Source organism: Longitalea luteola (assembly GCF_017356035.1).
Taxonomy (GTDB): Bacteria; Bacteroidota; Bacteroidia; order Chitinophagales; family Chitinophagaceae; genus Niastella; species Niastella luteola.
The window spans coordinates 243,544-270,311 of record NZ_JAFIQX010000006.1 but is presented as its reverse complement, the minus strand read 5'-3'; the positions used below and the strand labels follow the sequence as shown (position 1 = coordinate 270,311).

Sequence of the window (26,768 nt, the reverse complement as noted above, 5' to 3'; positions counted from 1 at the left end):
GCTGTCATACGCCCAATTCCAATTGATTTCTGACCAACTCAAAATAATTTCCTTTGTTAGTCACCAGCAACTCATGATGGCCTTGTTCTACAATAATGCCCTTGTCGAGAACAATAATTTGATCGGCGTTCTTTACGGTGCTTAAACGATGTGCAATAATGACAACTGTTTTGCCGCGAAAAAAAGTGTTCAGGTTTTCCATGATCTGTTTTTCATTGTTGGCATCCAGGCTGCTGGTAGCCTCATCAAAAAAGAGGAATTCAGGATCTCTATAAACAGCGCGTGCTATTAAAATCCTTTGCTTCTGGCCGCCGCTTAACTGGATGCCGACAGAGCCCACTTTGGTATTATACCCCATGGGTAAGTTTACAATAAAGTCGTGGATACAAGCCAGCTTTGCAGCATAGATAATTCTCTCTTTGTCGATAGCCGCATCTGATATTGCAATGTTTTCAGCAATGGTGCCGGCAAAAATATGTCCATCCTGCAGTACGGTTCCACATAACTTTCTCCATTCCTCACTGTGTACAGCAGAAAGATCGCTATCATTAAGCCTGATCTGTCCTTTCGCAGGATTATAATAGGACAATAAGAGTTTTAGGAGGGTGGTCTTTCCGCTGCCACTGGCGCCTACAATAGCTGTTATTTTATTTCCGGGAATAGTAAAAGAGACATCCTTTAATACATACGGACTAAATGATCCCGGATATTTAAATGTAACATGTTCAACAACCATTTGATTGATGGTTGCCGGTACCGTAGCTTTGCTGCCTGTATTTTCATCTTTTTCCGCATATACATCGTTGATCCTTTTCTGGGCGATATCTGCATCCTGGGCATCTCTCAGATAGCTTACCAGGCTGTTAACGGGATAATTCAATTGTCCCAAAATAAAAGAGATGCTTAGCAGTGAGCCAATAGTTAACTGTCCGTTGATTATTAAAAAGGCGCAAAGGGCAATAGCAATGAGTTCTTTAAGCTTCGAAAGAAAGGACATACCGGTGACCTGGTACATATTTAAAAAAAGTGACCGGAGTTGTAATTCATTTAACTTTTTCTGAAGATCGGTTAGTTTGGTAATCATGGTATGCTGCGCACTGTTTATTTTGATCTCGGGCATATTCATGATGAACTCATACAAACTATTGTTGTTTTCTGATTGCCGCAAAAAAAGAGAGTACTCCAATATTTTTCTGGCCCTTAGAAAAAAGGTAACCCAAATTAGGGAGATGGCGCTTAACGCAAAGAAAATTAGAAAAACATACTTATTGATGCTGAACAGGATAGCACTGAAAGCAAGAATATTCAGCATGCTTATAACCATTCCAATGCCGCGCCATGTGAGGAAGGTTTGAATTTTAGCCTGATCATTCAGTCTTTGTAAGGTATCAGTATTCATGCGGGTATCAAAATACTTAATGGGAAGCCGCATGATCTTGTAAAGGAAGTTTTCCTTTAATGAAATACTAAGCTTGAAGTTAAGTCTGGTAAGCACCAGGTCACTAAACAACTGGGAAACGAAATTTCCTATAAAAAGTCCCAACTGCGCCAGTAACAATACCCATACAATATGCAGGGACCTGGTGCCGATGCCTTTGTCTATCGTTTGTTGAAAAATGACAGGGATTGCCCAGTTAGATACCAGGCCAATTACCATCATTATTATAGAAAAGACGTATCGCCACTTATATTGGTAAATGAATGTCAGAACAGATCGCAGGAATTCCCGGTTATAAGGCTTTCTGTCGTGGCCAGGCGTAGGTTCCACGAGCCCCTCTTCAGCAGGCTGCATTAGGACGGCTGCCCCTTTGGGATTAGCACCCACCCAGCCCTTGATCAGGGTTTCTTCATCTAATTTAATTTTTCCGTAACCGGGGTCTGCAATGGAATAGCTTGTATAGCCACGACTGTTTGTAATATTATATAAAACAACAAAATGGCTTTGCTTCCAATATAAGATCAAAGGCAATGGCGCTGTTGCCAGTTCTTCAACTGTTAACTTTACACCAGCCGCCTCGAAGCCCATATTTCTGGCGCCTGCCAGTATATCCTGAACAGCTACGCCCATCCGGGTGACCGGACAAAACTGTTTAATTTCTTTGACAGTAAACTTCTTTTTAAAAAACGATGCTACCATTGCCAGGCAGGCTGGCCCACAATCAGAACCCTCTAACTGATAATAGAAGGTGAGCTTGTTTTTACGCCGCAACAATTTCATCGATCTTGGTTTTAACAATTTGCATCTTTTTGTTCTCATCGCCATAATGAACGCAATAGTCCTGACCAGATGCAAGATGTTCCAATGCATGCTGTGAGCAGCCACCATTACACAAAGGCATGATTTTACAACTTAAGCAAGGCTTATTGTTGAATTTTGCTTTCATCCTCCTTTCCAGGTAATCGTTTTCCCATACAAGGGTGCCATCGTCACTTAAATAGCCCGCTCTTTTTACAGTGGTAAAATCTCTTGCTGTACATTTAAAAAGATCGCCATTATAGTTAATTACAGCACTATTACGCTTATCAGCATAACAGGAATTTTTAACGTTATCGGGGGAATAGGTACTTGTAACGTTTACGCCGGCATCTATCATCTTTTTAGTGTTTTCGTCTACCGTGTTGAAGGTATTGTCGATTTTGTCGTCCTGCCATACCCTTTGATAATCTACCAGCAGGTATTTTTGCTTAAGGTCCCCTGGTATATCGTTAAACTCATTCGCTATCTGATGCGTACCACTTACTGATTTATTTGTGTAATTTATTCGGAGGCGTACACCAAAATGATTGGTAATAAGCAGCTTTACATTTTTAATAATAACTTCGTAAGATCCTTTTTGGGCACTAACATACCGTACCAGATCGTGTTGTTCTTTATAGCCGTCCAGCGTTATTTGAAAGCCGCAGTCTACATTTTTATTTTTAAAATAAGCAATTAACTCCTCATTAATTAAGTAGCCATTTGTCGTAAAATAGATCTGCGGCAGAAGACCGTTTCTTCTACAGGCATCTACATACGTATCAATGATGGGAATTACTTCTTTTTTAAAATATAGTAAAGGTTCGCCGCCAAAAAAGGAGAGCCGGAAGTACTTTATTGCTTCTTTATCGGCCGTTTTATTAATAAATAACTTTATTTTGTTGATCATGTCATCGCTAAGGCGGGAGTTCTTAACATGCGTTTCGTAACAATACCAGCATTTGAAATTACAATTCATACTGGGATTAATTGTCAGTAAGAAGCTGTTTGTATTTTCATCGTAGCTTTTACTTAGTTGTTTCACCTTATCGATCTCATCAATATCGTTGTCAATTATAAACTCCTGCTTAATAAGGTAATTGTAAAAGGTGGGATGCACCTCATGCAGCGCATCAATGTTTTCATGCAATGCAGCATGCAGAATATCTTTCAATGTTTCTTCAAGAAAAATCACTTTTTGTGTAAAAGAGTTATAAAGGGCAAATCTTCCTGAATAAGGAATGATTGCATTGAATTGACTGAATTTCATAGATTCCCGTTTATATTTTAATTATTTATTTTGAAAACCAGTAGGAAAAGCAATAATTGCCGATATACAGCAATTATTGCTTACTCATTTTATCCTTTACTTCCACAACTGTCATTACAATTGCCACCGTGGCAATTGTTCACCTGGCAGCCAATCAGGTTGCCGGCCCCGTCATCACCACCCATCAACACGCTTCCTTCAAAAGCTTCGGAAAAACCGCTTACCAGTTGTCCTTCTGCATTTTCGGTAAGCTGTTCAAACTGTTGAAAATTTAACTTTTTCATCATTCAAAAATTAATGGTTAAAGATCCCCTACTCTGTTTATTTGGGCTTTTCGGGTACCGCCCTTCTTTATGCATAAATAAAGTTGTGATTAGTTTACCCTGTTTCGGATATCGTCATTCGCAGAAGACCGGCTTTCAACCGTTCTTAATTTATTGTTGCCAAAATTGTATCTGATCTTACATGCGATTGAACTATTATAAACATTTCCGTTAAGATCATTTTGGAGGAGCAGGTAGTTGGGATATAAACGATAATTCAGTTTGGAGCTGCCATTGTACACGTCACTGAAGATCAGATTAAAGGAGAAAGCCTTAACAACTTTCTTAACTTCTAAAGTAAGGGAGGAAATACCATTAAGACGTTCCCTGCTTATATCAGTGGCCGGACCACTATATCTAAAGGTTATAAAGCCGGTCCATTTTTTCTTTTTAGAAAGATAGATATTGTTATTAAAGTAAAGATCGAAACTGTTATTGGTTACTTCAACCGGTATTTCCGGTGTTTTGCTGGCGTATTTGCTGTAATTGTACGAAGGTGTTATGTTAATGTCGCAGAAGTTCTTAAAAAGGGATTGCCGGATACTTAATACAACATTCAACCCCTTTACATTTCCATAATTATAGAAGGACTGTTTCAGTTTGGTTATGCCGTCCTCAACAATGGGTAAAATAAAGTTAGCATATTGATCGGAGCTTTGAGCGTATGTTACGGAAAAAGCATACTTATTCAATAAAGTGTAGGAAAACTCTGTACTGTTAAAGATAACCGGCTTTAGGAAAGGATTATTTTGTGAAAAATAGTCTTGTGAATAATAGGTCCGCCCGGGAAATAACAGCTCAACATTCGGCCGCCTGATCTTCCGGGAATAGCTCAATCCAAATTGATTACGTTTATTAGGTGAATAACCGAGGGAAAGACTGGGAAATAAATTAATATAACTGCTATCGGCGGATATGGCGGTTTTTACTTCTTTGGTTGAATAGTTTGTTCCTTCCGCTCTTAAGCCAAGTTTGGCATCCCATTTCTTTAAACTTTTAGCCAGACTGACAAAACCTGCATAATATCTTTCGCTGTACTGATAATGTAAGCTTTGCGTATTATCCAATTTATATTGGTCACCTGATACCGTATAATAATGCTGGTTGTTGTCGATCGAAGTGGAACTTAATTGGGCGCCGGTAATAAATTTAATATTTTTTGAAAATGTTTTGCCATATTCCAGTCTTGCTGAGAGATTAAAGAAATTTTGTGGGAGGTTATTGGTGTACTGTCCAAGATGGCTAACAATTTTGCCTTGTGCATCTACCTCATTAATATTCCAGCTGTTTTCCCGGCGCTGAAAAAAATGGTTGTAATCAAGATTCGCATCGAGGTAGGTTTTGCCTGAAGCATCCATTTTGTGATGGTAGTTCAGATTGCCAAAATTATAGATGTAATTATCCTTCCCTTTACCGGAAAGGTTTTGTATGGAGTCAACCTGATCTTTCTGCGCTTTTGAAAATTCTGTAGTGGTTGATGGGTGCGATTGTCCGGTTACAAACGAGAACCATCCATTATAACTCAAGGCGCTTTGCTTACTGAGATCATAGTCTGCTTTCAAGCCATTACCGAATACCTCATATCGCCGATAATTTCTTGTGTACAAACGATGCTGGGTGCTATCTGTAAACAACATTGTTGATCCTACAATAGAATAATTGTAATTGGTGCTAATGACAGGTGTAAATTGAAGACCTACCCTGCCTTTTCTATAGTTCAGGTAGCCATTTGCTACCGAAGTATTATAAGGCCCCTGCTGCGTCGTAAAAGAAAGCATTCCCAGCCATCCTTCATGTAATTGACACTTTATATTGATATTAATAACTCCGCCGGATGTATTGGCTGCATATTCGCTGCCGGGATTGGTAATCAGTTCTACATTTTTGATATTTGTTGCGGGCATGGCTCGCAGCATTTCTGTGAGCATTTCCCGGGGTATCTCTGTTTTTTTGTTATTGATATAAACTGTAGTTCCTTCTTTTCCAATTATAGAAAACGCACCGCTTTTTTCATCGTATCGAACAAGAGGTACATGCCGCATTATGTCTATGGCACTATTGCCCTCAGCTACATGCTTATCAGGGGTGTATATATAACGATCTGCTTTTCGTTCAAATTCGCTTTGTCCATGAACCGCTACCGCTCCTAATATTTTATACCTGTCTTTCAATATTACATTAATGATGGTATCCCCGGTCAGAGAAATAGAAGAGACCCAATCGGTGGCATTCGCATAAGAAACCGTAAAACGATAGGCCCGGGCAGGCAGGTTGGTAACCGCATAACGACCCTTATCGTCCGATATTAGGCGGGTAATAATAGAAGTATCTTTGGAGATAATTATGGTAGCATATTGTATGGGATTGTTAAGCGAATCAGCAATCACGCCTTTGATTGAGCATTGCCCTAAGGTAGTATTGGAAGAAAAGACTAGCAGAAACAGGAGTGAAAGTGGATATGACTTACAGGAAAACCTGAAAACAGAATACCTGTTACAGGATAATGCGCTACGGGCCATAAGCATAAGGTTTAATGAGTTAAAGGTAATTTGCCTTAACTATCAGAATTAGTCACCTGTTAGGATATACGAATTGGGAACGTGTTATTGCAATATAATTTAAATGAAATCAAAAACAAATATTTTTTAACAGGTGTGCGATTTTTCCCATAAGTGTGTCAATTAGACTAATAACTGTGTAAATATGTGTAGAAAAAAGGCGACCGCAAAAAAACGCAGTCATACAATCTTTTGCAACATCGAACCCTGCGAGCGATGCATCAGTTTGTATACGCCTGATCGTATTCAGAAATATTTTTATAAAATTCGGTTATGCGCCGTGCGTTGCACTGTAAATATTTTTTGGCACCGTACGTAAAAAATTAATGAATCCTGATTATATTTGATTTGAAGAGGATGTATCAAAAGAAACCAAGGTCCCTGAAGAATCACGTAAACGAATAGCTGTCTCCGTCAGTATAGATAAATGCTCCTCTATTGTTCCGGCTCTGGCATGTAAACCATCACATAATACCATTGATCTTTTATGACCATTATTGATAAATACTTCAGTGAATTCGGAGAAGGACAACGGCCAATGGCTGCAAGTGTGGAATCTCTTACATTCTGCGCAAACCTGATTGAATCAGAAAAGGTTGAGAATATACTTGACTCGGGAAGTGGCTTAAGCTCGGCGTTCTTTCATTCAAAATTCAGCAACGTTCGAACAGTAGACCATGATCCTTACTGGGCAAACAAAACGAGTTCCTTTATTTCTTCTCATGTGAACAAGCATATCAACATTGATTCCATTCTCCAGCTTACTGACCAGCGATTTGATTTTGTTTTTTATGATTATGGTGATATGGAAACGCGCATTTATTATTTTAAACATGCATTGGCACTTTGCAACCGGTTTTTATATGTTGATGACATGCATGTGAACTTTTACAACGCCTACGTTAAATCAAGGGCAAAGAAACACCAACTGGAAATAATTCCTGAAACCACGGATCAGTATGGCAGGTATGGCGCATTGATAATAAAACATTAATGCAGAATTATGACGGTACACCGTCAGAATGCGTAGCGGACTTTACAATAGGGCAATTTCTCACGTACCATAGTTTCCAGTTGCTTTACCAGCGAGCCTTTGATACTTCTTTTATACCGGACATTGCGTCCGCCTGTTTCGCTGTATTTCACTTCCTGTAACGCTGGTTGCCAAAGCAGCTCTTCTGCTTTCGGATGCCAACCCATATTTACATCGTGCAATTGTTCGTTGTGCGTGAGGAAAATGATCTCACAGCTTACCTGTTGTTTGGTACGGTCGTCCATTACATCATTGAGTTCGGTAAACAGATCAGACCAGTCTGTTTCCCAGCCCTCATAATAGATAACCGGAGAAAAATTGAGGTTTACTTCATAACCGGCTGCCGTAAAATCGTTAATAGCCTCAATGCGTGCTTTAATGGGAGTAGTACGAACATCCACCAGTTTACTTAATTCATGCGGCATTAAACTAAAACGGATCCGGGTTTTGCCCTGCGGGTCGTAATGCAACATATTGCGGTTAACAAATTTGGTAGCAAAAGTGAGTTTGCCATTGGGAATTCTTTTAAACAAGGTCATCAGATCTTTTACATTGTCGCATATTGCGGCATCTGCGGAACAATCTCCGTTTTCCCCAATCTCATACACCCAATATTCCGGATCAATATGATCTGGCACTGTTTTGGGCCCCTGCCGTTTTGCATGACGTTCGAGATAGCCCATGATCTGTTCGATGTTCACAAACAAGGTAATCGGGTTGGCATAACCCTTTCGCCGTGGCACATAACAATAGGAGCATGACATCGTGCAGCCATTCGATTCGCTGGGTGATACAAAGTTTGAACTGCGGGTATTGGGGCGACAGGTCAATGATTTTTTTATGCCCAGGATCAACATATTCCTTTTTATTTTCAGCCAATGTTCTACAGAACCCTGAAATCCATGTAATTCGGGAATTTTCCAGTGTGATGCCACTTCAATAAGACGGGCGTCGGGAAACCGGTTTAGTATTTCCTGTCCTCTCTTGTATTCTCTTACGGCGGGCTCAAGATAGATCTCTTTTATATCAAGCAGGTCATCGATGGTCTTGCTATACAGCATAGCGCAATTTTTTGAAACAGGATCTCATTTTCACAGCTAATAACCTGCACAATATATGCCAGCCCGATCTTTCGCGGGAATGCCTGTTCATTGCGATAAAGCGCTTGCTATCGATCATTGTTTGCCAGTTGCCGGTACATCAGGAGTTCCCCTTTTTTATTCTTCTTCATCAGATTTGACATATTGCCCTCAAACTTTCCTCCGTTAACCGGGTCGCCCCATCCGCCTTTGAAATGACCATGCAGGAAAACATATTCTCCTGTATGGAAGATCTCCCGGTAGGTGTTTTTGGAATATAGCTTTGCCTCCGGAACGTAGATCCGTTTCATGTACGGGATAAGGGCATCCATACCTTCCAGGATGGTTCCAAAATGCGGCATATAAATTCCGTCTTTAGTAAACCCCTCCGCTCTTAACTGCCCATTTCCCTGCTCCACGGCCTGCACTACCATTTTATCGGCCGCTTCGATGTCTTTGGCCAGTTCAGTACTTAAAATATTTTTGTCCAAAACAAAGTTCTCTTTTACCACCACGTTTGCATAAGGAACATCCGCCGGGCCAATGTTCCTGTCGGAACCAAATGCTTCTGATAACATTGATAATTGTGATGCTGAATTCCGCTTCCACATGATCATGTATTTACCTGTATAGTTGCCTGTTACATTTCGATCTGTTGAATAACCTAAACGAAAGGTGCCGATCTCAAGGATGTAATCATCAAATATTTCCACCTTATAAATTGCCTTTTTATAGTCGAGATTGCTAACCTGTTGGAACCAGTCTTTGAAGAATTGTTGCAGGGCTGTGCGCTCAACGATCGCCGGCTTATACTCGGGTAAAAAAGTAAAGTTGTTTGCATATAATGTCAGCATGGAATCGGCAGCTTCTTTGCGATAGAACGCTCCTATTTTATTATTAAGCGCTTCCAATTCTGCTTTCACTGATTTCAGGTCGTCGGCCCTCGCCATTGTAGCGGCTGGGGAAACAGAGCTCCTGGTTTGTGCATAAGGCTTAAGCGGGCAAAAGGAAAGAATAAAGATCAACAGGCCTGGCAAACATAATTTCATAGAATTTATAATAAGGTGTACAGTAAATTTAAATCATAACACTGGTTTATTTGCCAGGGAAAATAGTTTCGACACATAAAATGGTCAACGGCGTTCGAAAATAATAACTATCAACAGGGAATGTTGACGTAATAAACGATATATGTTGTTTGGTTAACCAAAGACATGACATGGAATGCCATGCCGCCCGGAAAGATCAGGCAATGGTTTAAACGTAAACGGGAAACTTAGCGTTCCGCTTTCAGATCGACTAACGATTAATAAAGCCGGGAACAATGGGTTCAGGATTCTCCTGAGGTGAAAAAGGATTATAAAAATAAAGCCGGTGCTTTCTGTATAATTCAAGATGTTTTTCAATACGTCTGCTGAAGCCCGCAAAATCTTTCCTTTTATTTTCTGCTGTCCATGAAGCTTCCGCCAGTCCTGCGATCCGGGGAAACATCATGTATTCGAGTTTGTCAGTGGTTGAAATGCGCTCGGTCCAGATGGATCCCTGCATACCTAAGACCAACGGGGCATGTTTTGCGTCATATAGCCGCGATGGTGAAAAATCATACACCAGCTGTAAGGAACTGTAAGAACCGTCGGGTTTCCATCTTCTGCCAACCCGCTGCATCGTATCCTGCACAAAATCGAAGTACAGCGGGATGCGCGGTGTCAACACTACCGTAAATCCTTTTGAGAGCGCCAGTTTTAACTGTTCGGCTCTGTCATGTCTCCACCAGAATATGATGCTGTTGGCCGGATCGAATGAACTGCCGGCCACCTCGTCCCAGAATAGCGCCTTGTTGTTCATCCTGACAACCGAATCGGCCATGCGTTCGATAAAATAAGTTTCTACAGCTTTCAGATTCGCTAGCTTTTTATCCTTCATCAACTGCTGCACATCCTTATTGGTGTTCCATTGCTCATTCCCAAAATGCACTTCGTCGCCTCCCAGGTGGATCATTTCAGACGGGAAAAGTGCATTGGTCTCCTTAAGTATGTCTGTAAGATATTTGTATGTTTCTTCCCTGCCCGGGTTAAATGTAAATTCGGGATACTGCTTCGACCCTCCTCCACTGAATTGAGGATATGCCTTATTCGCTCCCCTCGCATGCCCCGGCATGTCAATTTCAGGGATCACTTCAATAAACCGTTGCTGGGCGTATGCAATGATCTCTTTGATCTCTTCCTGTGTATAGTATTTGGCAGCTGCCAACGTATCAAAATAGTTTCCAACGCCACCTACTAACCCAAGTTTTGGGTATTTCTTAATCTCCAACCGCCATCCAGGGTCATCGGTGAGATGCCAGTGAAAACGATTCAGTTTATAAAACGCCATCCAGTCGAGTATGAATTTCACCGTTTCTTTTCCGAAAAAATACCTGGACTCATCTAACAAAATTCCCCGCCACGCAAAGGCGGGCTTGTCTTCAATATCCCAACAGGGTATTAATGCAGTTGCATTTTTGCTGATCGATTGCTGGATCAGTTGAACCAGGGAGGTTACGCCATAAAAAATACCTTCCTGGCTTCGTGCACTTATGCTGATCTCTTTTGGCGTGATGCTCAGTTTATATTCTCCTTTTACGTTGTCGGCCCCGGGTAACCGGTCAATAACAATGGATGGAACTGTGCTTTGCGATTGAACAGCCAGTGTTAATCCATTTCTTTTAAGTAATTCCTGCTGCAGAAAATTTGCCTGATCACGGAAAGCCGATTCGCGGATCACAATTGGCGTATACTGATCTAAAGAAAAACTGCCATCCTGCTTTGTGAATTTGTCAGGCAGCGGAATGATGAAATCAGGCTGCTGCGAAATTACGGGTATACAAGCAGCGGTCAACAGTAAAAAAAGAATGAATGTCTTCATGGCTATACGTTTTAACAAGATCACGAAACTAATTTAACAGCCTCTTTACTTTTGTGACCATTTCTTCCGCGCTTGTGGCCGACAGATTTTTTATGTCGAAACTTTTCAATGCGGATTCCAGTTCATTCAATTTGCCGGTCTGGTTGCTGCCTGCATACTCTTTTCTCAAGATGTTGATCTTTTCGTGGTCCTGTATGCCTTCAATGAGTTTCTCAAAACGGATGGAGCTCAGCGGTCCGGGATAGATTTGATAGGTGTCGCCCGCCGGCCATGACGTGAAACGGCTGTCTTTGAGCGGGTCTTTTGTCCAGCTATTATAGGCCCATCTTAAATAACCATCCATTTCCGTGGCCGCCGTATACCATCCAATGAAGACGTGTTCATCAGGTGGTGAAAAAGTAAAGCCATTGGGATAGGCTTCCATACAGCAGGTATACCAGGTGCTGATCTTTCCCTCACTTTTACGCCGCTTCAACACGTCGTCGGGAAACTTCCATCGGGAAGCCACGCAGTAATCGTAAATATCTTTTTCAATTTCGGGGTGGTAGTCACCGGCCAATGCGATCTTCCAATCCTTATCGATGGATTTCAATAATGCGATAACTGATTGCATGGCTGCCATTGGTCTTTCATCCATGGCTATGGTGGTCTTTGCAAACCAGTTCCTGGTTTTTAAGTGTGCGGTGAAATCTGTAAGCATCCTCGACCAGAATTCGTTATAGGCTGCTGAACCAATTGGCTGCGTAAACACAGTATCTTTTCCCAAAGCTTCGTCATAATAGCTAAATGCGATCTTCCAGGGCACCATGCTGTAACAGTTGATCCGGCTGCTGATGCCGCAGCTCATAACGAATGAAACATATTTATCGAACAGGCTGTAATCATAGCTCCACTCGCCGTTCTTCTTTTTGGTCCATTTGATCAGACTGGGATAGTCGTCATACGTTTGATGTCCCCACGGTTCGTTAATAATGCTCACCGTAACCGCTTTCTGGCCTGCGCCCGCCAGCATGGTATAGTATTTTTTCATTAAAGCAAAATGCGCATCACTCCAAAGCGGCACCTGGTGTACGCGTGCAACTGCGGCGGGATTTTGCCAGAGGTCCAACTCAAACTTATATTGATCAGGGGCAGGCAATTTCTTATCAAGTACATTCAGTGTTATATTCAACACATATTTTTTATCTGCCTCAACGGTGATCGTGCCGGTATATACACCTGCTTTTGCGTCTGCCGGCACTTTAATGCTAAGCCATACCGGCTGCAGGGTGTTTTGAGTAAGTTTTACGGAAGAAAGCTCGGTGTTGATGATATCTGCTGCCAGCGAGGAGTCAAGGTCGGTAGATTTACGTTTGCCGCACCCGTTCTTAAACTCGTCAGTCATCACATACTGAACAAAACCGGTAACAATGTTGTCTTTTTTAATGACATGACCTTGCCTGTTCTTTAAATCAACGGTAACCAACCTGATGTTGGCGAGATCTTTTTCAGCTTTAACTACCAGTTGCGTGTGCACTTTCTCTCCTTTCCATGCGGAGATCTGCCATGCTGTTTGTTGTTTTATGTCTGCAGGCATTTCTTTTTTGAAACGCACACTGCTCGAAGCAAAACTTACAAAAACAGGTGACCTGGATTTGTTTGCACTGGTTGTACCCCGTGATGCAACCATGGCGTTTTGAGATCGTACTGCGAGACTGGCATCCTGGGCAAGAGAGAAATAACCGGCTATTATAGCTGCAAGAGTAAGTGTATACCGCATCGTTAGCGTTTGGGCTTTGTTTGACAGATAAATTTCAAGACATTAAAAAAACTTACCTGACAAATCTACCTTTTTTTTGAGATGCCCAATGATAAACTTGCGCAAACGGTTGAAGTTGCGCAAATTTATCAAAGCAACCGATTGCGTTCGTTAGTCCAGGTAGCCTTCTGCTTTCAGTAAAGCCAGCGATTCCATCAACATACAGGCGCTTAGTTGCGTACGCAACGCAACTTTTGATTCGACCGGTGCCTGCCACCAATGGTAACCAAACAAAATAACCGGGCTTTTAACAGCGCCTGCCGTCCACAATAACTGCGCACTGTTCCTGAGAAAATACACATATCTTTTTTTGTCGGTCTCAGGCAGGTCTTTATGCCTGATCAGCAAAGTAAGGTAACGCACGAAAATGCCTTTGAACAGGTTAACGTCGTGGTCCTGCTGTTCTGCCCAGTCGCTCAACACTTTGTTGTTCGAGTTGATCAGTGTGCTGGTTGCCCAGTCTGCTGTTTTGATGGCGTCATTCAGGTATACCTTGTTACCAGTGATGTTATAATACTCCAGGGCTGCTCCCATATAAGTGCCCGCATTGTAGGTCCAATCGCCTTTGGGGTCATTCAATTTTTCAAATACCCGGCCGGATTGTTGAACAACGCGATGTTCTTTCATCCAGTTGTAGATCTTTTCAAGCCATTGAAGATTGTTGAGGCCGTTCACAATTTCCGTTGGACCGTATTTCTGCCATCTGCGGGCCGCTATAATCGCCGCGGGTCCATTGGAAGGAATACCCTTGCTGCGCCCTGCATCGGTATTTTCATGATTCCAGGGTATGCCGCCCCCATCGAAATCATTCCAGCCGGCTGCGATCCATTGCCATAATTCTTTGGCGGATGCCTCATACCGCGTATCGCCGGTTGCTTCAAATGCGCGTAAGTGGGCCATTCCATGCCAACCCATATCGTCATAATAATTATTATAGAAGCGGCCGCCATTCTTTGCTTTTACGCCTTCGTAAAATGCATTGATACGATCTTTATACATGGCGCTGCCGGTACGTTTATAAGCGTCTACCAAAACATCCAGGCCGTGTGCTTCCGGCCAGTAATCAAACTGGTTTACGGTGCCAAAATTGTCATTATTAAAATGATGTCTGGTTGAGTTCCAATATACGTTTACGAAGCTGGTGCTGCTGCTGTCTGCAGCTGCAGTCCAGTCAATATTGTGTTTGATACTACTATCAACGTATACGTCCTTTATTTTGCCGCAGGCAAGGATGAGCGCAGTGCCGGCAAGTAACAAGATCTTTTGCATTTGCAATTTTTTTATTGAATTCCTGATCATGAGACCCTATCCATTTTAAGTTCTTTGTTCATTAGTATATCACTTCATGGGTATAGTTGGCAGCATCGGGGCTGAAAGAAACAACGATACTGCATTTCTTCACCGATCTGTTCGGGAACTTGAAAGAATAATCCCATTGATTTTTATCGGTGGGGTAAAAATTCAAATAAAAGTAGGATCCGGTTGTTGTAGCCGGCGGCTGGTTGTCTCTTTGAGAACTGCCGATTTTTTGTTCTGATCCTGCAATGGTCATCCAGAAGAAATACCTGTCATCGCTCCAGTTCGTGGTAAAGTCAGGCACTATGTCGTTCACTTTCCAAACGCCTTTGCCCTGGTAGGTAAGTGTTTCGCGCTTTTGGGGTGTACACATGAAAAAGTCGAGTTGTGTAATTTCTGCAAGTGTAACCGATGCGGTGGTAAAATCGAGGTGGATCCTGTATACGCCCTCTTTCGCCACTGTGGCGCCATCGGCCGATTCATTGAGGGACGTACCGTTGGTGTTCACCGAGAATGTACGGGATACGCTGGTCTTTGAGTCAACGAAAGTATATTTTTTGCCGGCCAGCAGCCTGGTATAAATTTCAAACTCATTGCCGCCTGGCAGCGCTTTCACTGTCAATGCCTGCGCCAAACTGCTTCCACCTTCCGTTCCTTCGCCTGTCAGGAACAGCGCATCCGGCGCATCGATGCCATTGGTCCTGGTAATATTAATGGTGCGTACGTTTGCGGACACAACTCTTGTAAGCCCCCGGGAAGACGCTACCGTCCATTTTAGCCGGCCTTCTTTGCCAGATGCTATACCTGCCAGTTTCCCGATCTTGTTCAATACCTTATGGGTAATGCTGCTTCCCGTGCTGGTACCGTTGTTGTCGGCGGCTACTACAAATACAGGATTCGAAAAATCGCCATCGTGTTTATCAAATAAAACGTCGTAATACACCACCCCGTTGTCTTCGGCTACCGCTTTCTCCCATTCGAAATACAAAGTGGCCGATCCGGCGGATTGCAATATCACATTGCGTCCGTCATCGGGCGAGTACAGTGTGTTTACTGCTGTTACCGTAACTTCTTTGAACTTGTTATCCTTAGTGCATCCGAAGATTGCCAACAACAGGCTAAGGAAGGCTATAGATAATTTATTATTATTATTCATTTTGTAATTATTGTAGTTCACGAAAAAAATCTCAAATACCTAGAACCAAAAACCTCAAATCTCAAATACCAAGAACCAAAAAAATCTCAAAATGTAAAAATCAAGCACCAAATGAAACACCACCATTTTACACCTGGATTTGGGATTTATGTTTTTTATTTGGTTCTTGTGATTTGGTTCTTGAATTTTATTTTCAGTAACCGGGGTTTTGAGTGAGGTTCGGGTTCAATAATCGTTCTGCTCTTGGAATTGCCCATAGATAATCCCTGTTACGGTTAAAGCTTCCGGCAGGCAGTTTAATATAATCATAACTGCCACTGCTTTTATCGAATTTTGCTCCATGCCGTTCCTGGGTCAGGACGGTTTCTGCGGTTTTCCACCGGCGGATATCAAATATCCGCAATCCTTCCAGCGCCAGTTCAACCCGCCGTTCATTCCGGATCACCTCGCGTAATACTGCTTCGTCGCCGGCCGGCAGGTCCATTGCCTCAGGCGTATTATCGAAGCCTGCCCTTTGCCGCAATTTCTTTATCGTTTGATCCCATATAGTGGCGTTCATTTCTTTCAGTTCGTTCTTTGCTTCGGCATACATCAGCAATACATCAGCAAAACGGATCAGTGGCAGGTTCAGGCTCGATTCCCAGCTACCTCCGGTATACGATGCAGGATTGGGATCGCAGAACTTACGGTAGTAATAACCTGTTGGTGTTTGGGCTGTTCCTGCGCCCGTGTACTTATCAGATATTTTGTTGGGAGGCGTAGTGCCGTCCGGATGAATAACGACCTGATATGTGTTGCCGGATCTGTCGGTCCATGTAGAACCATCATACACAATGGTGGCTGCCAGCCGCGGATCGCGGCCTGCATAATCAGGGTCTGCCGTCGTCCACTTCCTGCCATTTTTCATCAGGTACGTATTCACCAGTTCCTGGGTGGGCCCTGCCAGGCAAAGCCGGGCGTTGGCCGACATGGGCGCATAATCAACCAGGTTGCCCCAGGTCCTGTTTATGGGTACATACTGAAGACTTAAAATGATCTCAGGGTTGTATTCATTGCTAACCCAGAATAATTGTTCATAGTTGGGAAATAAGCTATAGGTGCCATAGGCAGTGCTGTTGATGAGCTTATCACAATTTTCTGCTACTTTGCCCCAGTTGCTTTCGTACAGGTAAGCACGGGCGTTCAATGCAACGGCGGCGCCACTGGTGATCCTGCCGTTATCTGCCGCGGCATAGTCTTCACGTTTAGGTAAAACGGCGGCCACTTCTTCCAACTCCTGGTGGATCCATGCCATGATCTCAGCCTGCGGCTTACGCTCCATTTTTTTTGACTGTGTGAGCGTGATATCTTCTGTAAAATGGGGAACATCGCCATACCAGGTGGTGAGCTCCAGAAAAAGCCATGCGCGAATAAAACGGATCTCGGCTTTTCTTTTTGTCTTCAATTCTTCGGTCATGGTAGTTACCCTGTCTATATTGGCCAGGAATGTATGGCAGGTCTTGATGCCTTCATAACAGGCTTTCCATTCACTCTCAAATCGTCCGTTCGAAGCATCTGCCAGTCCCAGGGCGATCACCTTTTCATTGGTGGTTCCATACCCATTGTAAACATTATCGCTCAATATTTCATTTAACATGAAATAATCGTTCGTGAACAGCTGGCGATAGGCCATGTTCAAAACAGAATTGGCTTTATCTTCAGTTGTCCAGTATGTTTCGTCGGTGAACTTGTTGGTAGGCACCACATCCAGCTTCACACATCCGGCAAACAAATAGCCTGTCAACAGTATGGTAAGAAGATCCTTCATTTTCATAATTCCTGGTTTGAATTGACGTGCTTTAAAATTCCACATGGATACCTCCTCCTATATATAATAGCCGTGGATAATTACGGGCGCTGTTGGCGCCGCTGCTATTCATGTTGTTGCCAAACTCAGTAGACTCGGGATCAACAAAATCAATTTCACTGAACGTTAGCAGGTTTTGCCCGTTCACAAAAACATTGAGCTTATTTAAGCCATATTTTGTGGTGAGCTTTTTGGGCAGTGTATAACCGAGCTGGATGTTCTTCAATCGTACATAGGCGCCATTGAAGAGGTTGAAGTCTGATCCCCTACCGTAATTATTTATCGTTGAAGCGGTACCGGGCGCCGTCAACCTTGGCCATCGGGCGTCAGGATTGGCAGGCGTCCAGTAATCGAGCTGGTGCTCGAACATCACGAACGAATAACCGCCATGAAAAGGTTCTATGGTCTCCCCTCTCAGGGCCATATCGCGTTTCCCAACACCCTGCCACAGCATGTTCAGGGCAAGTCCTTTCCATTGAAGTGAGTAGTTGAAACCGAATGTGAGCCGGGGGAAGGCATGCCCCAATACATAGCGGTCATTATCGTTGATAATACCGTCGCCATTGCGATCCTTGTATTTAACATCTCCCGGCTTAGGCGATACGCCAATGGGCAGCGCGGAATTTTTAACATCGGCTTCGTTCCGGAACAGGCCATCTGTTTTATAGCCATAGTAACTGTATAAAGGCAAGCCTACCCGGATGATGCGTTCAATTTCATCGGCTTTGCTGATCTGTTCATAGCCTTCGAATGCGGTCACCTCGTTCCAGGAGTCAGCTATGTTGAATCCAAAAGAATGATTGAGATCGTTGTGACGAAGGGAATAGTCAATGGTGAGCTCCCAGCCCTGGTTCTTCATTTCGCCGAGATTGGCTTTGGGTACTGCACCGCCCAATACCAACGGTGTCTGGGGCGTTAACAGAATACCTTTCGTTATTTTCTGGAAATAGTCGAATCCAACTCTCAAACTCCCTTTTAAGAAGGTGGCATCTGCGCCAATATTACCTGAGGTGGTCGTTTCCCATTTCAATTCAGGGTTGCCGAATGTATAACCCGTTCCCGGTACGGCAACATTGTTAAAGCCATATTGATTGATATGGATGTCGTAGGTGGTAAGGGTTTGATAATCGTCTATGTTCTGATTACCCAGCTTGCCGTAGGTACCGCGGAACTTCAGATCGCCGATCCTGTTTTTCCACCAATCAAAAAATCGCTCTTCTGTAATGCGCCAGCCCAGCGATACAGAAGGGAAAAATCCCCAGCGGTTATTGCCGGCGAATTTGGAAGAACCGTCGTACCGGAAGCTGCCTTCTGCATAATACCTGTCGGCAAAAGCATAGCCCAGCCGCCCAAAGTAAGAATAGATACTTCTTTCGGTAGTGCCACCTACCGTATTGTAGCTGGTCTGGTCAATAACGGTGCCATCGATGGGAATACCCAGCACCGGATCAACATACCGCTTTTTTAGTTCCTGTCGTTTTTGGCGGTACGACTCATTTGAAAAGCCAGCCAGTGCAGTAACATTGTGCCTGCCTGCGAAGGTTTTGTTATAGTCGAGCATGGCCTGCACATTCAGCAGCGTGGCATTGGCACTGAAATCTTCAATATGGTAATCCTTCGACGCGTTCTGATTAACCGGCGTTTCGCCGCCCGATAAACTGTACACAGGCCAGTAATACCGCCTGATCAACCTGTTTTCAGGCCGAACGTCGAGGCCAACCAACCCTTTTGCTTTCAAGCCATCGAACAGCCTGAGCTCGCCATTCAAACTGCCCTGGAAATTATCGTTGATGGTCTTTGTATAACCTCCGTGCTCCAGTGCGGCTAAAGGGTTTCCGCCCGTAAGCACATCGTTATTATAATAACGACCATTACTGTCTTTCAGGATATATGTATTATACACAGGCACACGCGATGCATCGGCGATGAGGAACCCTTCGTCGCTCTGGTAAGCTTTTCCTTCAGTTCTGTTATACCAAAGTATGGTAGACATTTTTAACCGGCCAACCGTTGTAGTTACATTGGAGCGAAGATTATATCGTTTCATTCCATAATCGCCCCTGAAATTACTTTGCTGATCATAATACCCGAGCGACACCATGTAACTGGTATTCTGTGACCCGCCCTGCAAACTGAGGTTATAATTCTGTTGCAGCGCATTCTGTAAAATGCTTTTCAGGCCATACTCGCTGTCGCCCGTGGCAAATTGACGGATCTGCTCCGGTGAGTAAATGGGGTCGGCGCCTGAATTAATATACGAGTCATTACGAAGCAATGCATTCTGGTATCCCTTCAGGGGTTTGATCAATACCTGAGGATTTTGTGAACCCACGAGGCCTGTGAAGCTCACTACAGGCTTCATGCCGGGTTTGCCTTTTTTGGTGGAAATAAGGATAACGCCATTGGCTGAACGCGATCCATAAATGGCTGCGCTGCCGGCATCTTTTAATACCGAGATCTCCTCAATATCATTTGGATTCAGGTTATTCATGTCGCTAACGTCGTTGCTGATCACCCCGTCGATCACCAGTAAGGGCGAGTTATTGCCAAAAGTGCTGATACCCCGCAGGTTGATGTTCATCGAGTTGTTGTTGGGATTCATATTGCGCTGCTGAATGACCAGACTGGGCGATAGCCCCTGTAGGGCCTGCATAACATTACCTACCGGCCGGTCTTCAATTTGTGCTGCCTTTACGCGATCGACAGCACCCACGAGGTCGGCCTTTCTTTTGGTTCCATATCCTATGATCACTACCTCGTTCAGATTGTCGGGCATTTTGTTCAGCGTGATATTAATGGTGGTTTGTCCGGCCAATGCCACGGTCCTGGGCTGGTACCCGATATAGCTGAATGTAAGACTGGTTACATCATCAGGCACGGTCAGACTAAAAGTTCCGTCGGCCCCGGTGATGGTTCCCCTGTCATTATTGGTTCGTACATTCACGCCTGGCAGCGGATTGCCCTGTTCATCAGTAACCCTGCCCGTGATCACCTGTTGCACGATCTCCTTGTCAGGCGTTCTTTGTTCAGGCCGCGTGATCGCCCTGATCACAATACTGTTTTTTTCCAGCTGATAGGTATACAGCGTTTGCTTCAGGCAGAACGCCAATACATCAGTAACCGGTGTTTTGTTGAAATTTACAGTGAGCGGTTTAATGCTTTCCAGCACTTCCGTTTCACATAACACCGCCAGGCCGGTCTGTTTTCTGATCTCGAGAAAGATGCGCTCGATGGGTATGCTGCGGCCTTTGAGCGAGATGCCCTGGGCATAGCTATTGGCATTTACCTGCAGCATGGTAAACAACAGGAACAATAGCAGCTTCATGGTAATGAGCAATTTTTGCAGTTGGTTAATTTTGGTTGGTACACGAGCTGTACCTGGGTTTAATGTCATAGATTACATAATTTAGGCTGAAGGCTAAAGGCGAAACGCAAAACGCTGAACGCGGAACGCTAAACGCTAAACGCTAAACGGCTGAACGGCTGAACGCTAAACGCTGAACGCAGAACGCTGAACGCTGAACGCTGAACGCAGAACGCTGAACGCAAAACGCAAAACGCTGAACGCAGAACGCAAAACGCTGAACGCAAAAGCGCAGGGCGCCTATTGCAAACAAGCCTTAAGCTTTAAGTCTTAAGCTTTAAGCCTTAAGCGTCTTCCTTACAATGATCTTTCTTCCTTCAATGGTGAAATGCACGCGTCCCGTTGCTTCAAGCATTTTCAGGACATCGCTTACCCGGGAGAACCGGGATACAGTGCCCCAAAACCGGGTTTCTATAACAGGCCCTTCATACACTACCTCTACGTCATACCAGCGGGCTATCTTGTTCATCACGTCTTTGACCGGTTCTCTGTTAAACATAAAATATCCTTCTTTCCAGGCTACTGCGTAACTGGTTTCTACTTCCTGCACATCCATAATTTTTTCCGGGTTTACGATGGCCTGCTGCCCGGGCTTCAGCAGTACCTGGGACTGACTGCGGGTAACCTGCAGACTGCCGGTTAACAGGGTTGTGATCTCCTGTGCATCTTCCGGGTAAGCGCTCACATTAAAACTTGTACCGAGCACACGTAAAAAGGCGCCCGTACCCGTCTCAACGATAAATGGATTTTTGGGATCAGATTTCACTTCGAAATAAGCTTCGCCCAACACCTTTACTTTTCTTTCGCCCGGCTTAAAAACCGTTGGGAAGAACAGACGGGTGGATGCATTCACCCATACCCGCGAACCATCGGGCAATGCCAGCTGGTATTGCCCGCCTTTGGGTGTTTCCAGCATATTGATGGCCCCGGCATCGTCGGGCGTTTGTCCATCACCTTTTGCTACCAGCAAACCACTTTTCTTTTCAAAACCGGTTGCTTTATCATTCATTGTAATTACCCCATCTGCCACTTCTTCGAGCAGGATGGACCTGCCCCCGCTCAGTTTCAACACTGCCTGGTTTTTACCGGGACCGATGGCTGCAGTTGCGGGAACAGGTTGCTTGCGTTTGCCCGCGAATTGGTTTTGATAAAGAAAAAATGACACTATCGATAGCACCACTACGAAGATGGCGGCTACTTTCAGGTATAAGACAACAGGCGTACGTTTTTGGGAAATAGTATCAACAGCAGGCCATGGCCCTAACCGGTTTTCTATGCCTTCTTCAATACGACGGAGCGCTTCACTGTCAACGCCGGCATTGGTGTCCCTTGTGCTGAACACCTGTTCATATTTGTCCAGCGCTGCTGCCGCCTGCTCACCGGGGAGCGACTTCAGCCAGCGTAGAAACTCCGCTAATTCCGAAGGTGAATGGGTTTGCTGTGCTACCTTTTTAAGAAAATCCTCGAATGATTGTTGGTCCATATCACGGGTAAGACACGCGTGCCGGGAAAAAGGACCCCTGGGGGCAACAAATTTTTAAAAGTAGCAGGTATGAAATATGAGGTCAGAAGTCAGAGGTCTGAGGTCTGAGGTCTGAAGAGAACCTTCTTTAGAAACTCGCGACCGCCTGACAGTTTAATACGATCCCGCGCCCGAAACTAACGCCCACTGCCGACTGTCCGCTGCCTTCCGAATTCGGACTTCGGACTTCGGACTTTGGATTTCCGATTTCTGATTTCCGATTCCGACTTCCGATCCGGCTTCTTAAAAACAGATCAGAACCGGATCGGAAAACTTAATAGTGGAAGTAGGATCACTTTAAAATACTTTATGATCTCGTTTTTTCTCAGCGTGGCCAGTCCCTGGTAAAGCAGCTTTTTTACTACATTCTTTGAAGAGCCTACCCTTGCCGATATTTCATCGAGGCTCAACTCTTCGCGTGTACTCAATTCAACAATAAGTCTTCTTTTGGGCGAGAGCCTCGACAGGGCCTCGTCGCCCAAACGCATCCCTTCTTTAATAGTCAATTGTTGTTCCGGCGTTTCAGTGTCAATTCCGTTGTAGAGGCGGTCGTTGATGACGTTCCGTTCTTTTTTTTGTTTTCTTAATTCGTTCAGGAACCTGTTTTTGGCAGCTCTAAATAAATATGATTTAACCTGTTTTATATTAACCGCTTTTGCCCGGTTATCCCAGATCTTAATGAATACATCCTGCACAATATCTTCACCCGAGGAATCGTCATTACATAAGCTTTTAATAAACGGGTACAATACGGGAATATAGCGCTGATACAACTCACGAAACGCGTGCCGGTCGCCTTCGCTTATGCGCATAAGCAAATCGTTATCAGAAATCCCCTTCATATATGGCAAGATTAAGATGGAACCTTAGTGATCGTTAGCTGCCTTCAAAAGTAGAATAAATTTTATTTTATCTCTGCATAACGCTTTAAGTCATTGAATGTGAACGTCTGCATTTTGCTATACATTTTCAGCAAAATATTATTGCAGTGAGCATGCGTGTGCAAAGAAAATATAGAATATAATGCTATTTTTAGTTTTACTATAAGCATCCCGGTTATTCAAACACCCAATACTATTATGCGATTCCTTATTGCCATTGTATTTCTTTTCTTCTCCTGCACATTATATGCGCAGGTAAAAACATCGCTAAAAGATTTCAGCAATAAAAACGGCACCACGGCCATTGTAAAAGGCAATATCTTATCGGTATCATGGCCGGCCGGCAAAAACAGAACCGGCAAACTGAATGTTGACCTTTCTGCGCAACAGCCGCTTTTCAAAAGCCTGGAATTACAGGAAGGCACCAGCGATCATTTAATTGCATCGGGCCTCGATCCTGTGTTTCTGTTAACGGTTGGCAAACGCGACCTGGTGTCGCAAAATGGTTGGAACATTTTCTTCGACAAAGTGCCCAACAAGCCGTTTACATCAAACCGTGTTGAACTTTATAAACATGCTGCTGCGGTCACCACCATTGGCACCAGAACCGTGATCAGCATCGATTCTTTGAAGGCGCCCGGCTTTACCGGTACGCTCGAAATAACTGTATACAATGGCAGTCCGCTGCTGAATATTGCTGCAGTCATGTCAACCCATATTGACTCTACTGCTATTCTGTACGATGCCGGGCTGGTTTCAGGAACCAGGCTATGGGAAAAGATCGGCTGGAGCAACGTGCAGGAACAAGTGCAGTCGTTAAAGCCAGCCATGCAAGACAGCGCTACTGCGCTGCCTGTAAAATACAGAAGCATCATTGGCATAAGCACTCATGGCAGCCTGGCGGTGTTTCCCCCGCCCCACCAGTATTTCTATCCGTTGGATGAAGCATTCAATTTAAAATTCGTGTGGGCAGGTACTAATTACCGCAACCTGGTGAATGGATACGGGATCGGCATCAGGCAGGACCTCTACGGCGACCGGCGGTTCGTGCCCTGGTTCAATGCACCACCCGGCACCAGGCAGCGATTGAATTATTTCGTTTTACTGAACTCTGGAAACGAATCCATGGCGCTGGCTGAAGTAAAACAGTTTACCAACAACGATCGTTACAGGCCACTGCCCGGTTATAAAACAATGGCCAGTCACTTTCATAATGAGTTTATCATGAAAGTTGTTATGGCCAATAAACCGGTTCCTGATACACCTGCGTTCATGCATGTTTTCAGCGGCACCGGTATCGACATTGTGCACCTGGGTGAGTTTCATTACACCGCCCACCCCAAGGGCCCTGACAGCCTGCGGTTAAAAGAGTTGCACGCCCTGTTCCAACAATGTGAAAGATTATCGTCAGACAAATTCCTGTTGCTTCCGGGCGAAGAGCCCAATGAATTCTTCGGCGGGCACTGGCTGCAACTGTTTCCGAGACCAGTTTACTGGATCATGTCGAGAAAAGAGGGACAGCCATTTGTAACAGAAGATGCCACTTACGGTAAAGTGTACCGGATCTCGAATGAAAAAGAAATGCTTGACCTGTTGAAAATTGAAAATGGCCTGGCGTGGACGGCCCATCCGCGCACAAAAGGGTCAACAGGGTATCCCGACAAATACCGGCTGGCTCCTTTTTTCAAAGATGAGCATTTCCTCGGCGCAGCCTGGAAAGCCATGCCGGCTGATCTTTCCCAGCCAATGCTTGGTAAACGCGTGCTCGACCTGATGGACGATATGAATAACTGGGGTAACCGAAAAAAGGTACTTGCAGAATCGGACCTGTTTACTATTGAGCCGGAAAATGAGATGTATGCACATCTGAACATCAACTACCTGAAAATTGACAAACTGCCCGACTACAAAAGCGGCTGGCAAACGATCGTTGATGCCTTGCAACATGGTAAATTCTTTTCCTCCACCGGCGAAGTGCTTTTACCTGCATTCACGGTGAATGGAAGATCATCCGGTGATTCGATCTCCCCGGATAGCAAATCAACAGTTTCGTTCACCCTGAAATGGACATTCCCCATGAATTATGCCGAGATCATTTCAGGTGATGGCAACAAGGTATACCGGGAGCGAATTAACCTGCACCATACGCTGCCTTTTGGTGAACAGCGTTTCACCATACCTGTTGATCTTACCGGCAGAAAATGGGTGCGGCTCGAAGCCTGGGATGTGGCAGCAAATGGCGCGTTTACGCAGGCAGTATGGGTAAAGTGAGTCATCAACAGGATGTCAGCCAAAACTGATGATCAGTGCCATTTCCTTATTTAACCCTTTGCAGATACTCGATGATATCGGCTTTTACCGGCCCTGCCGCTTTTATGGCTTCCAGAATTTGCTCATCCGTTTTGTTTGGAAATTGCTGGTGCAGATAGTTGAACTCACTTTGGTCATTGGCACTGACGCGGACATCGTCCTGCTGCCGCCCTGTGTTGTTTTTGTCGTCTGACATATTTTGAGGTTTAACTACATATAAATAGTAAACGGGTTACCATTTCAGACCATCGGGCAGGGAAATATCCCAGATGGCTGACACGTAAACACATTAATTAAAAAAATATGCCAGTGCTTTAACCTTCCAGTTTAAACATAATGGGTAGAATGGCATAGGTCCTTTGTGGTTCACCATCAGTCAGGGCCGGCTGCCAGAGCCCGGGTACTGCCCGTAAAACTCTCAATGCTTCTTTATCGATCACATCACTTACCGAACGACGGATCTTTTCATTCGACAGGCTGCCGTCCTTTTCAATAACGAACTGAATGTGAACGGTGCCCTCGATGCCCATTCTTTTTGCTTCTTTTGGATACTTAATATTCCTGCCGATAAAAGTGTATAATTCACGTAAGCTCTTGCCATAGTTGAAACCAATATGGTACGGGAACCAGGTAGTGTCCTGTCCGTTAGCTTTATAACAATGTCCGCTGATCAATGAGTCCAGCACATATTCATCTTTTCTTTTGACCTGTCCATTGTCGTACCAGGTTGTTAGTTCTCCATTCAATTTGTTCCTTACATAGCTGCCTTTTACTTTGGGCTTGCCATTTTTATGGTAGGTAATATAGCTTCCGTCATACAACCATGTTTTGCCGCTGTCGCGGTAGGAAATTTCTGAGTTCAGGTGCCCTTCCAGGGTGTAGTTCCTGGTGGTATAGGCCGTTTTGGAGGCATCGGTGTAGGTGACTACATTGTATGAGAACGCATTTTCTTTACCGGTACTGTCACCGTTTTTGTCGAGGTATTTGATCACTGAAAGCTCCTGCGCTGTTACGGGCAGGGTAAAGGCTGCTAAAAGCAGCAACAAGGATAATTTTTTCATAGAACGTATTAGGCCGTAAATTATACATTTTAGAAATTATCTCCTATCCGGCGACGATAATAAGTTCACCGGGGCCCAAGCGAAGAAAATATATGTTATTTTCGCAATTTGGAAGTTTCTATAAATTATTT

18 protein-coding genes are annotated in these 26,768 nt (G+C 44.2%); 2 read left to right on the top strand and 16 right to left on the bottom strand.

The genetic code is table 11. From position 1 onward, the window contains the following. Window positions 1-4: 4 nt before the first annotated feature. The 4 genes from JUB15_RS16995 to JUB15_RS16980 all read right to left on the bottom strand — a co-directional run bounded on the left by JUB15_RS16995 (window position 5) and on the right by JUB15_RS16980 (window position 6,216). Window positions 5-2,218, bottom strand: coding sequence for a peptidase domain-containing ABC transporter (locus JUB15_RS16995; protein WP_207513692.1), 2,214 nt, complete (start codon window positions 2,216-2,218; stop codon window positions 5-7). Further along, complete coding sequence (locus tag JUB15_RS16990) at window positions 2,199-3,506, bottom strand: radical SAM/SPASM domain-containing protein (RefSeq protein ID WP_207513691.1); 1,308 nt, start codon at window positions 3,504-3,506, stop codon at window positions 2,199-2,201. Before JUB15_RS16990 ends, JUB15_RS16995 begins: the two co-directional genes overlap by 20 nt. A gap of 89 nt (window positions 3,507-3,595) precedes the next feature. Continuing rightward, the gene (locus JUB15_RS16985) at window positions 3,596-3,790 is read right to left on the bottom strand and encodes a hypothetical protein (protein ID WP_207513690.1); all 195 of its coding nucleotides are present in this window, start codon (window positions 3,788-3,790) and stop codon (window positions 3,596-3,598) included. Between the two features lie 89 nt (window positions 3,791-3,879). Then, window positions 3,880-6,216 (bottom strand): TonB-dependent receptor domain-containing protein, encoded by a 2,337-nt coding sequence (locus tag JUB15_RS16980; protein ID WP_207513689.1) that lies wholly within the window; start codon window positions 6,214-6,216, stop codon window positions 3,880-3,882. A gap of 658 nt (window positions 6,217-6,874) precedes the next feature. On the opposite strand from JUB15_RS16980, the gene JUB15_RS16975 reads away from it, so the two are divergent. Continuing rightward, a complete protein-coding gene (locus JUB15_RS16975) occupies window positions 6,875-7,381 on the top strand; it encodes an O-methyltransferase (RefSeq protein WP_207513688.1) in 507 nt (168 codons plus the stop codon). Window positions 7,382-7,404: 23 nt separating this feature from the next. Here JUB15_RS16975 and JUB15_RS16970 read toward each other — a convergent pair whose 3' ends face one another. The 10 genes from JUB15_RS16970 to JUB15_RS16925 all read right to left on the bottom strand — a co-directional run bounded on the left by JUB15_RS16970 (window position 7,405) and on the right by JUB15_RS16925 (window position 23,227). Next, window positions 7,405-8,481, bottom strand: a complete 1,077-nt coding sequence (locus JUB15_RS16970) for a spore photoproduct lyase family protein (protein ID WP_207513687.1) — start codon at window positions 8,479-8,481, stop codon at window positions 7,405-7,407. 107 nt (window positions 8,482-8,588) lie between these two features. Then, on the bottom strand, window positions 8,589-9,548 hold the full coding sequence (locus JUB15_RS16965) for a YybH family protein (RefSeq protein ID WP_207513686.1): 960 nt from the start codon (window positions 9,546-9,548) through the stop codon (window positions 8,589-8,591). A gap of 250 nt (window positions 9,549-9,798) precedes the next feature. Next, a complete protein-coding gene (locus JUB15_RS16960; RefSeq protein ID WP_207513685.1) occupies window positions 9,799-11,403 on the bottom strand; it encodes a beta-N-acetylhexosaminidase in 1,605 nt (534 codons plus the stop codon). 28 nt (window positions 11,404-11,431) lie between these two features. Further along, entirely contained in the window at window positions 11,432-13,162 is a 1,731-nt protein-coding gene (locus JUB15_RS16955; RefSeq protein ID WP_207513684.1) for a DUF4091 domain-containing protein, read from the bottom strand. A 150-nt stretch (window positions 13,163-13,312) separates the two neighbouring features. Continuing rightward, entirely contained in the window at window positions 13,313-14,470 is a 1,158-nt protein-coding gene (locus JUB15_RS16950; RefSeq protein WP_242696388.1) for a glycoside hydrolase family 76 protein, read from the bottom strand. A gap of 61 nt (window positions 14,471-14,531) precedes the next feature. Next, entirely contained in the window at window positions 14,532-15,653 is a 1,122-nt protein-coding gene (locus JUB15_RS16945) for a SusE domain-containing protein (protein ID WP_207513682.1), read from the bottom strand. A 193-nt stretch (window positions 15,654-15,846) separates the two neighbouring features. Beyond that, on the bottom strand, window positions 15,847-17,466 hold the full coding sequence (locus JUB15_RS16940) for a RagB/SusD family nutrient uptake outer membrane protein (RefSeq protein WP_207513681.1): 1,620 nt from the start codon (window positions 17,464-17,466) through the stop codon (window positions 15,847-15,849). A 25-nt stretch (window positions 17,467-17,491) separates the two neighbouring features. Next, window positions 17,492-20,893: a SusC/RagA family TonB-linked outer membrane protein gene (locus JUB15_RS16935; RefSeq protein WP_207513680.1), complete on the bottom strand. Its 3,402-nt coding sequence runs from the start codon at window positions 20,891-20,893 to the stop codon at window positions 17,492-17,494. 247 nt (window positions 20,894-21,140) lie between these two features. Continuing rightward, the gene (locus JUB15_RS16930; protein ID WP_207513679.1) at window positions 21,141-22,346 is read right to left on the bottom strand and encodes a FecR family protein; all 1,206 of its coding nucleotides are present in this window, start codon (window positions 22,344-22,346) and stop codon (window positions 21,141-21,143) included. Between the two features lie 293 nt (window positions 22,347-22,639). After that, complete coding sequence (locus tag JUB15_RS16925; RefSeq protein WP_207513678.1) at window positions 22,640-23,227, bottom strand: RNA polymerase sigma factor; 588 nt, start codon at window positions 23,225-23,227, stop codon at window positions 22,640-22,642. Window positions 23,228-23,464: 237 nt separating this feature from the next. Between JUB15_RS16925 and JUB15_RS16920 the strand changes: the two genes are divergently transcribed. Continuing rightward, the gene (locus tag JUB15_RS16920; RefSeq protein ID WP_207513677.1) at window positions 23,465-25,537 is read left to right on the top strand and encodes a CehA/McbA family metallohydrolase domain-containing protein; all 2,073 of its coding nucleotides are present in this window, start codon (window positions 23,465-23,467) and stop codon (window positions 25,535-25,537) included. Between the two features lie 46 nt (window positions 25,538-25,583). Here JUB15_RS16920 and JUB15_RS16915 read toward each other — a convergent pair whose 3' ends face one another. Continuing rightward, complete coding sequence (locus JUB15_RS16915; protein WP_207513676.1) at window positions 25,584-25,772, bottom strand: DUF3606 domain-containing protein; 189 nt, start codon at window positions 25,770-25,772, stop codon at window positions 25,584-25,586. Window positions 25,773-25,890: 118 nt separating this feature from the next. Beyond that, window positions 25,891-26,637 (bottom strand): energy transducer TonB, encoded by a 747-nt coding sequence (locus JUB15_RS16910; protein ID WP_207513675.1) that lies wholly within the window; start codon window positions 26,635-26,637, stop codon window positions 25,891-25,893. Window positions 26,638-26,768 lie beyond the last annotated feature (131 nt).

Bases quoted from the DNA above. Each gene is read 5' to 3' on its own strand.
- JUB15_RS16985 (WP_207513690.1), bottom strand. From the start codon at position 3,790: ATGAAAAAGTTAAATTTTCAACAGTTTGAACAGCTTACCGAAAATGCA.
- JUB15_RS16910 (WP_207513675.1), bottom strand. From the start codon at position 26,637: ATGAAAAAATTATCCTTGTTGCTGCTTTTAGCAGCCTTTACCCTGCCC.
- JUB15_RS16915 (WP_207513676.1), bottom strand. From the start codon at position 25,772: ATGTCAGACGACAAAAACAACACAGGGCGGCAGCAGGACGATGTCCGC.
- JUB15_RS16955 (WP_207513684.1), bottom strand. From the start codon at position 13,162: ATGCGGTATACACTTACTCTTGCAGCTATAATAGCCGGTTATTTCTCT.
- JUB15_RS16925 (WP_207513678.1), bottom strand. From the start codon at position 23,227: ATGAAGGGGATTTCTGATAACGATTTGCTTATGCGCATAAGCGAAGGC.
- JUB15_RS16930 (WP_207513679.1), bottom strand. From the start codon at position 22,346: ATGGACCAACAATCATTCGAGGATTTTCTTAAAAAGGTAGCACAGCAA.
- JUB15_RS16990 (WP_207513691.1), bottom strand. From the start codon at position 3,506: ATGAAATTCAGTCAATTCAATGCAATCATTCCTTATTCAGGAAGATTT.
- JUB15_RS16995 (WP_207513692.1), bottom strand. From the start codon at position 2,218: ATGAAATTGTTGCGGCGTAAAAACAAGCTCACCTTCTATTATCAGTTA.
- JUB15_RS16935 (WP_207513680.1), bottom strand. From the start codon at position 20,893: ATGACATTAAACCCAGGTACAGCTCGTGTACCAACCAAAATTAACCAA.
- JUB15_RS16975 (WP_207513688.1), top strand. From the start codon at position 6,875: ATGACCATTATTGATAAATACTTCAGTGAATTCGGAGAAGGACAACGG.
- JUB15_RS16965 (WP_207513686.1), bottom strand. From the start codon at position 9,548: ATGAAATTATGTTTGCCAGGCCTGTTGATCTTTATTCTTTCCTTTTGC.
- JUB15_RS16920 (WP_207513677.1), top strand. From the start codon at position 23,465: ATGCGATTCCTTATTGCCATTGTATTTCTTTTCTTCTCCTGCACATTA.
- JUB15_RS16970 (WP_207513687.1), bottom strand. From the start codon at position 8,481: ATGCTGTATAGCAAGACCATCGATGACCTGCTTGATATAAAAGAGATC.
- JUB15_RS16960 (WP_207513685.1), bottom strand. From the start codon at position 11,403: ATGAAGACATTCATTCTTTTTTTACTGTTGACCGCTGCTTGTATACCC.
- JUB15_RS16950 (WP_242696388.1), bottom strand. From the start codon at position 14,470: ATGCAAAAGATCTTGTTACTTGCCGGCACTGCGCTCATCCTTGCCTGC.
- JUB15_RS16940 (WP_207513681.1), bottom strand. From the start codon at position 17,466: ATGAAAATGAAGGATCTTCTTACCATACTGTTGACAGGCTATTTGTTT.
- JUB15_RS16945 (WP_207513682.1), bottom strand. From the start codon at position 15,653: ATGAATAATAATAATAAATTATCTATAGCCTTCCTTAGCCTGTTGTTG.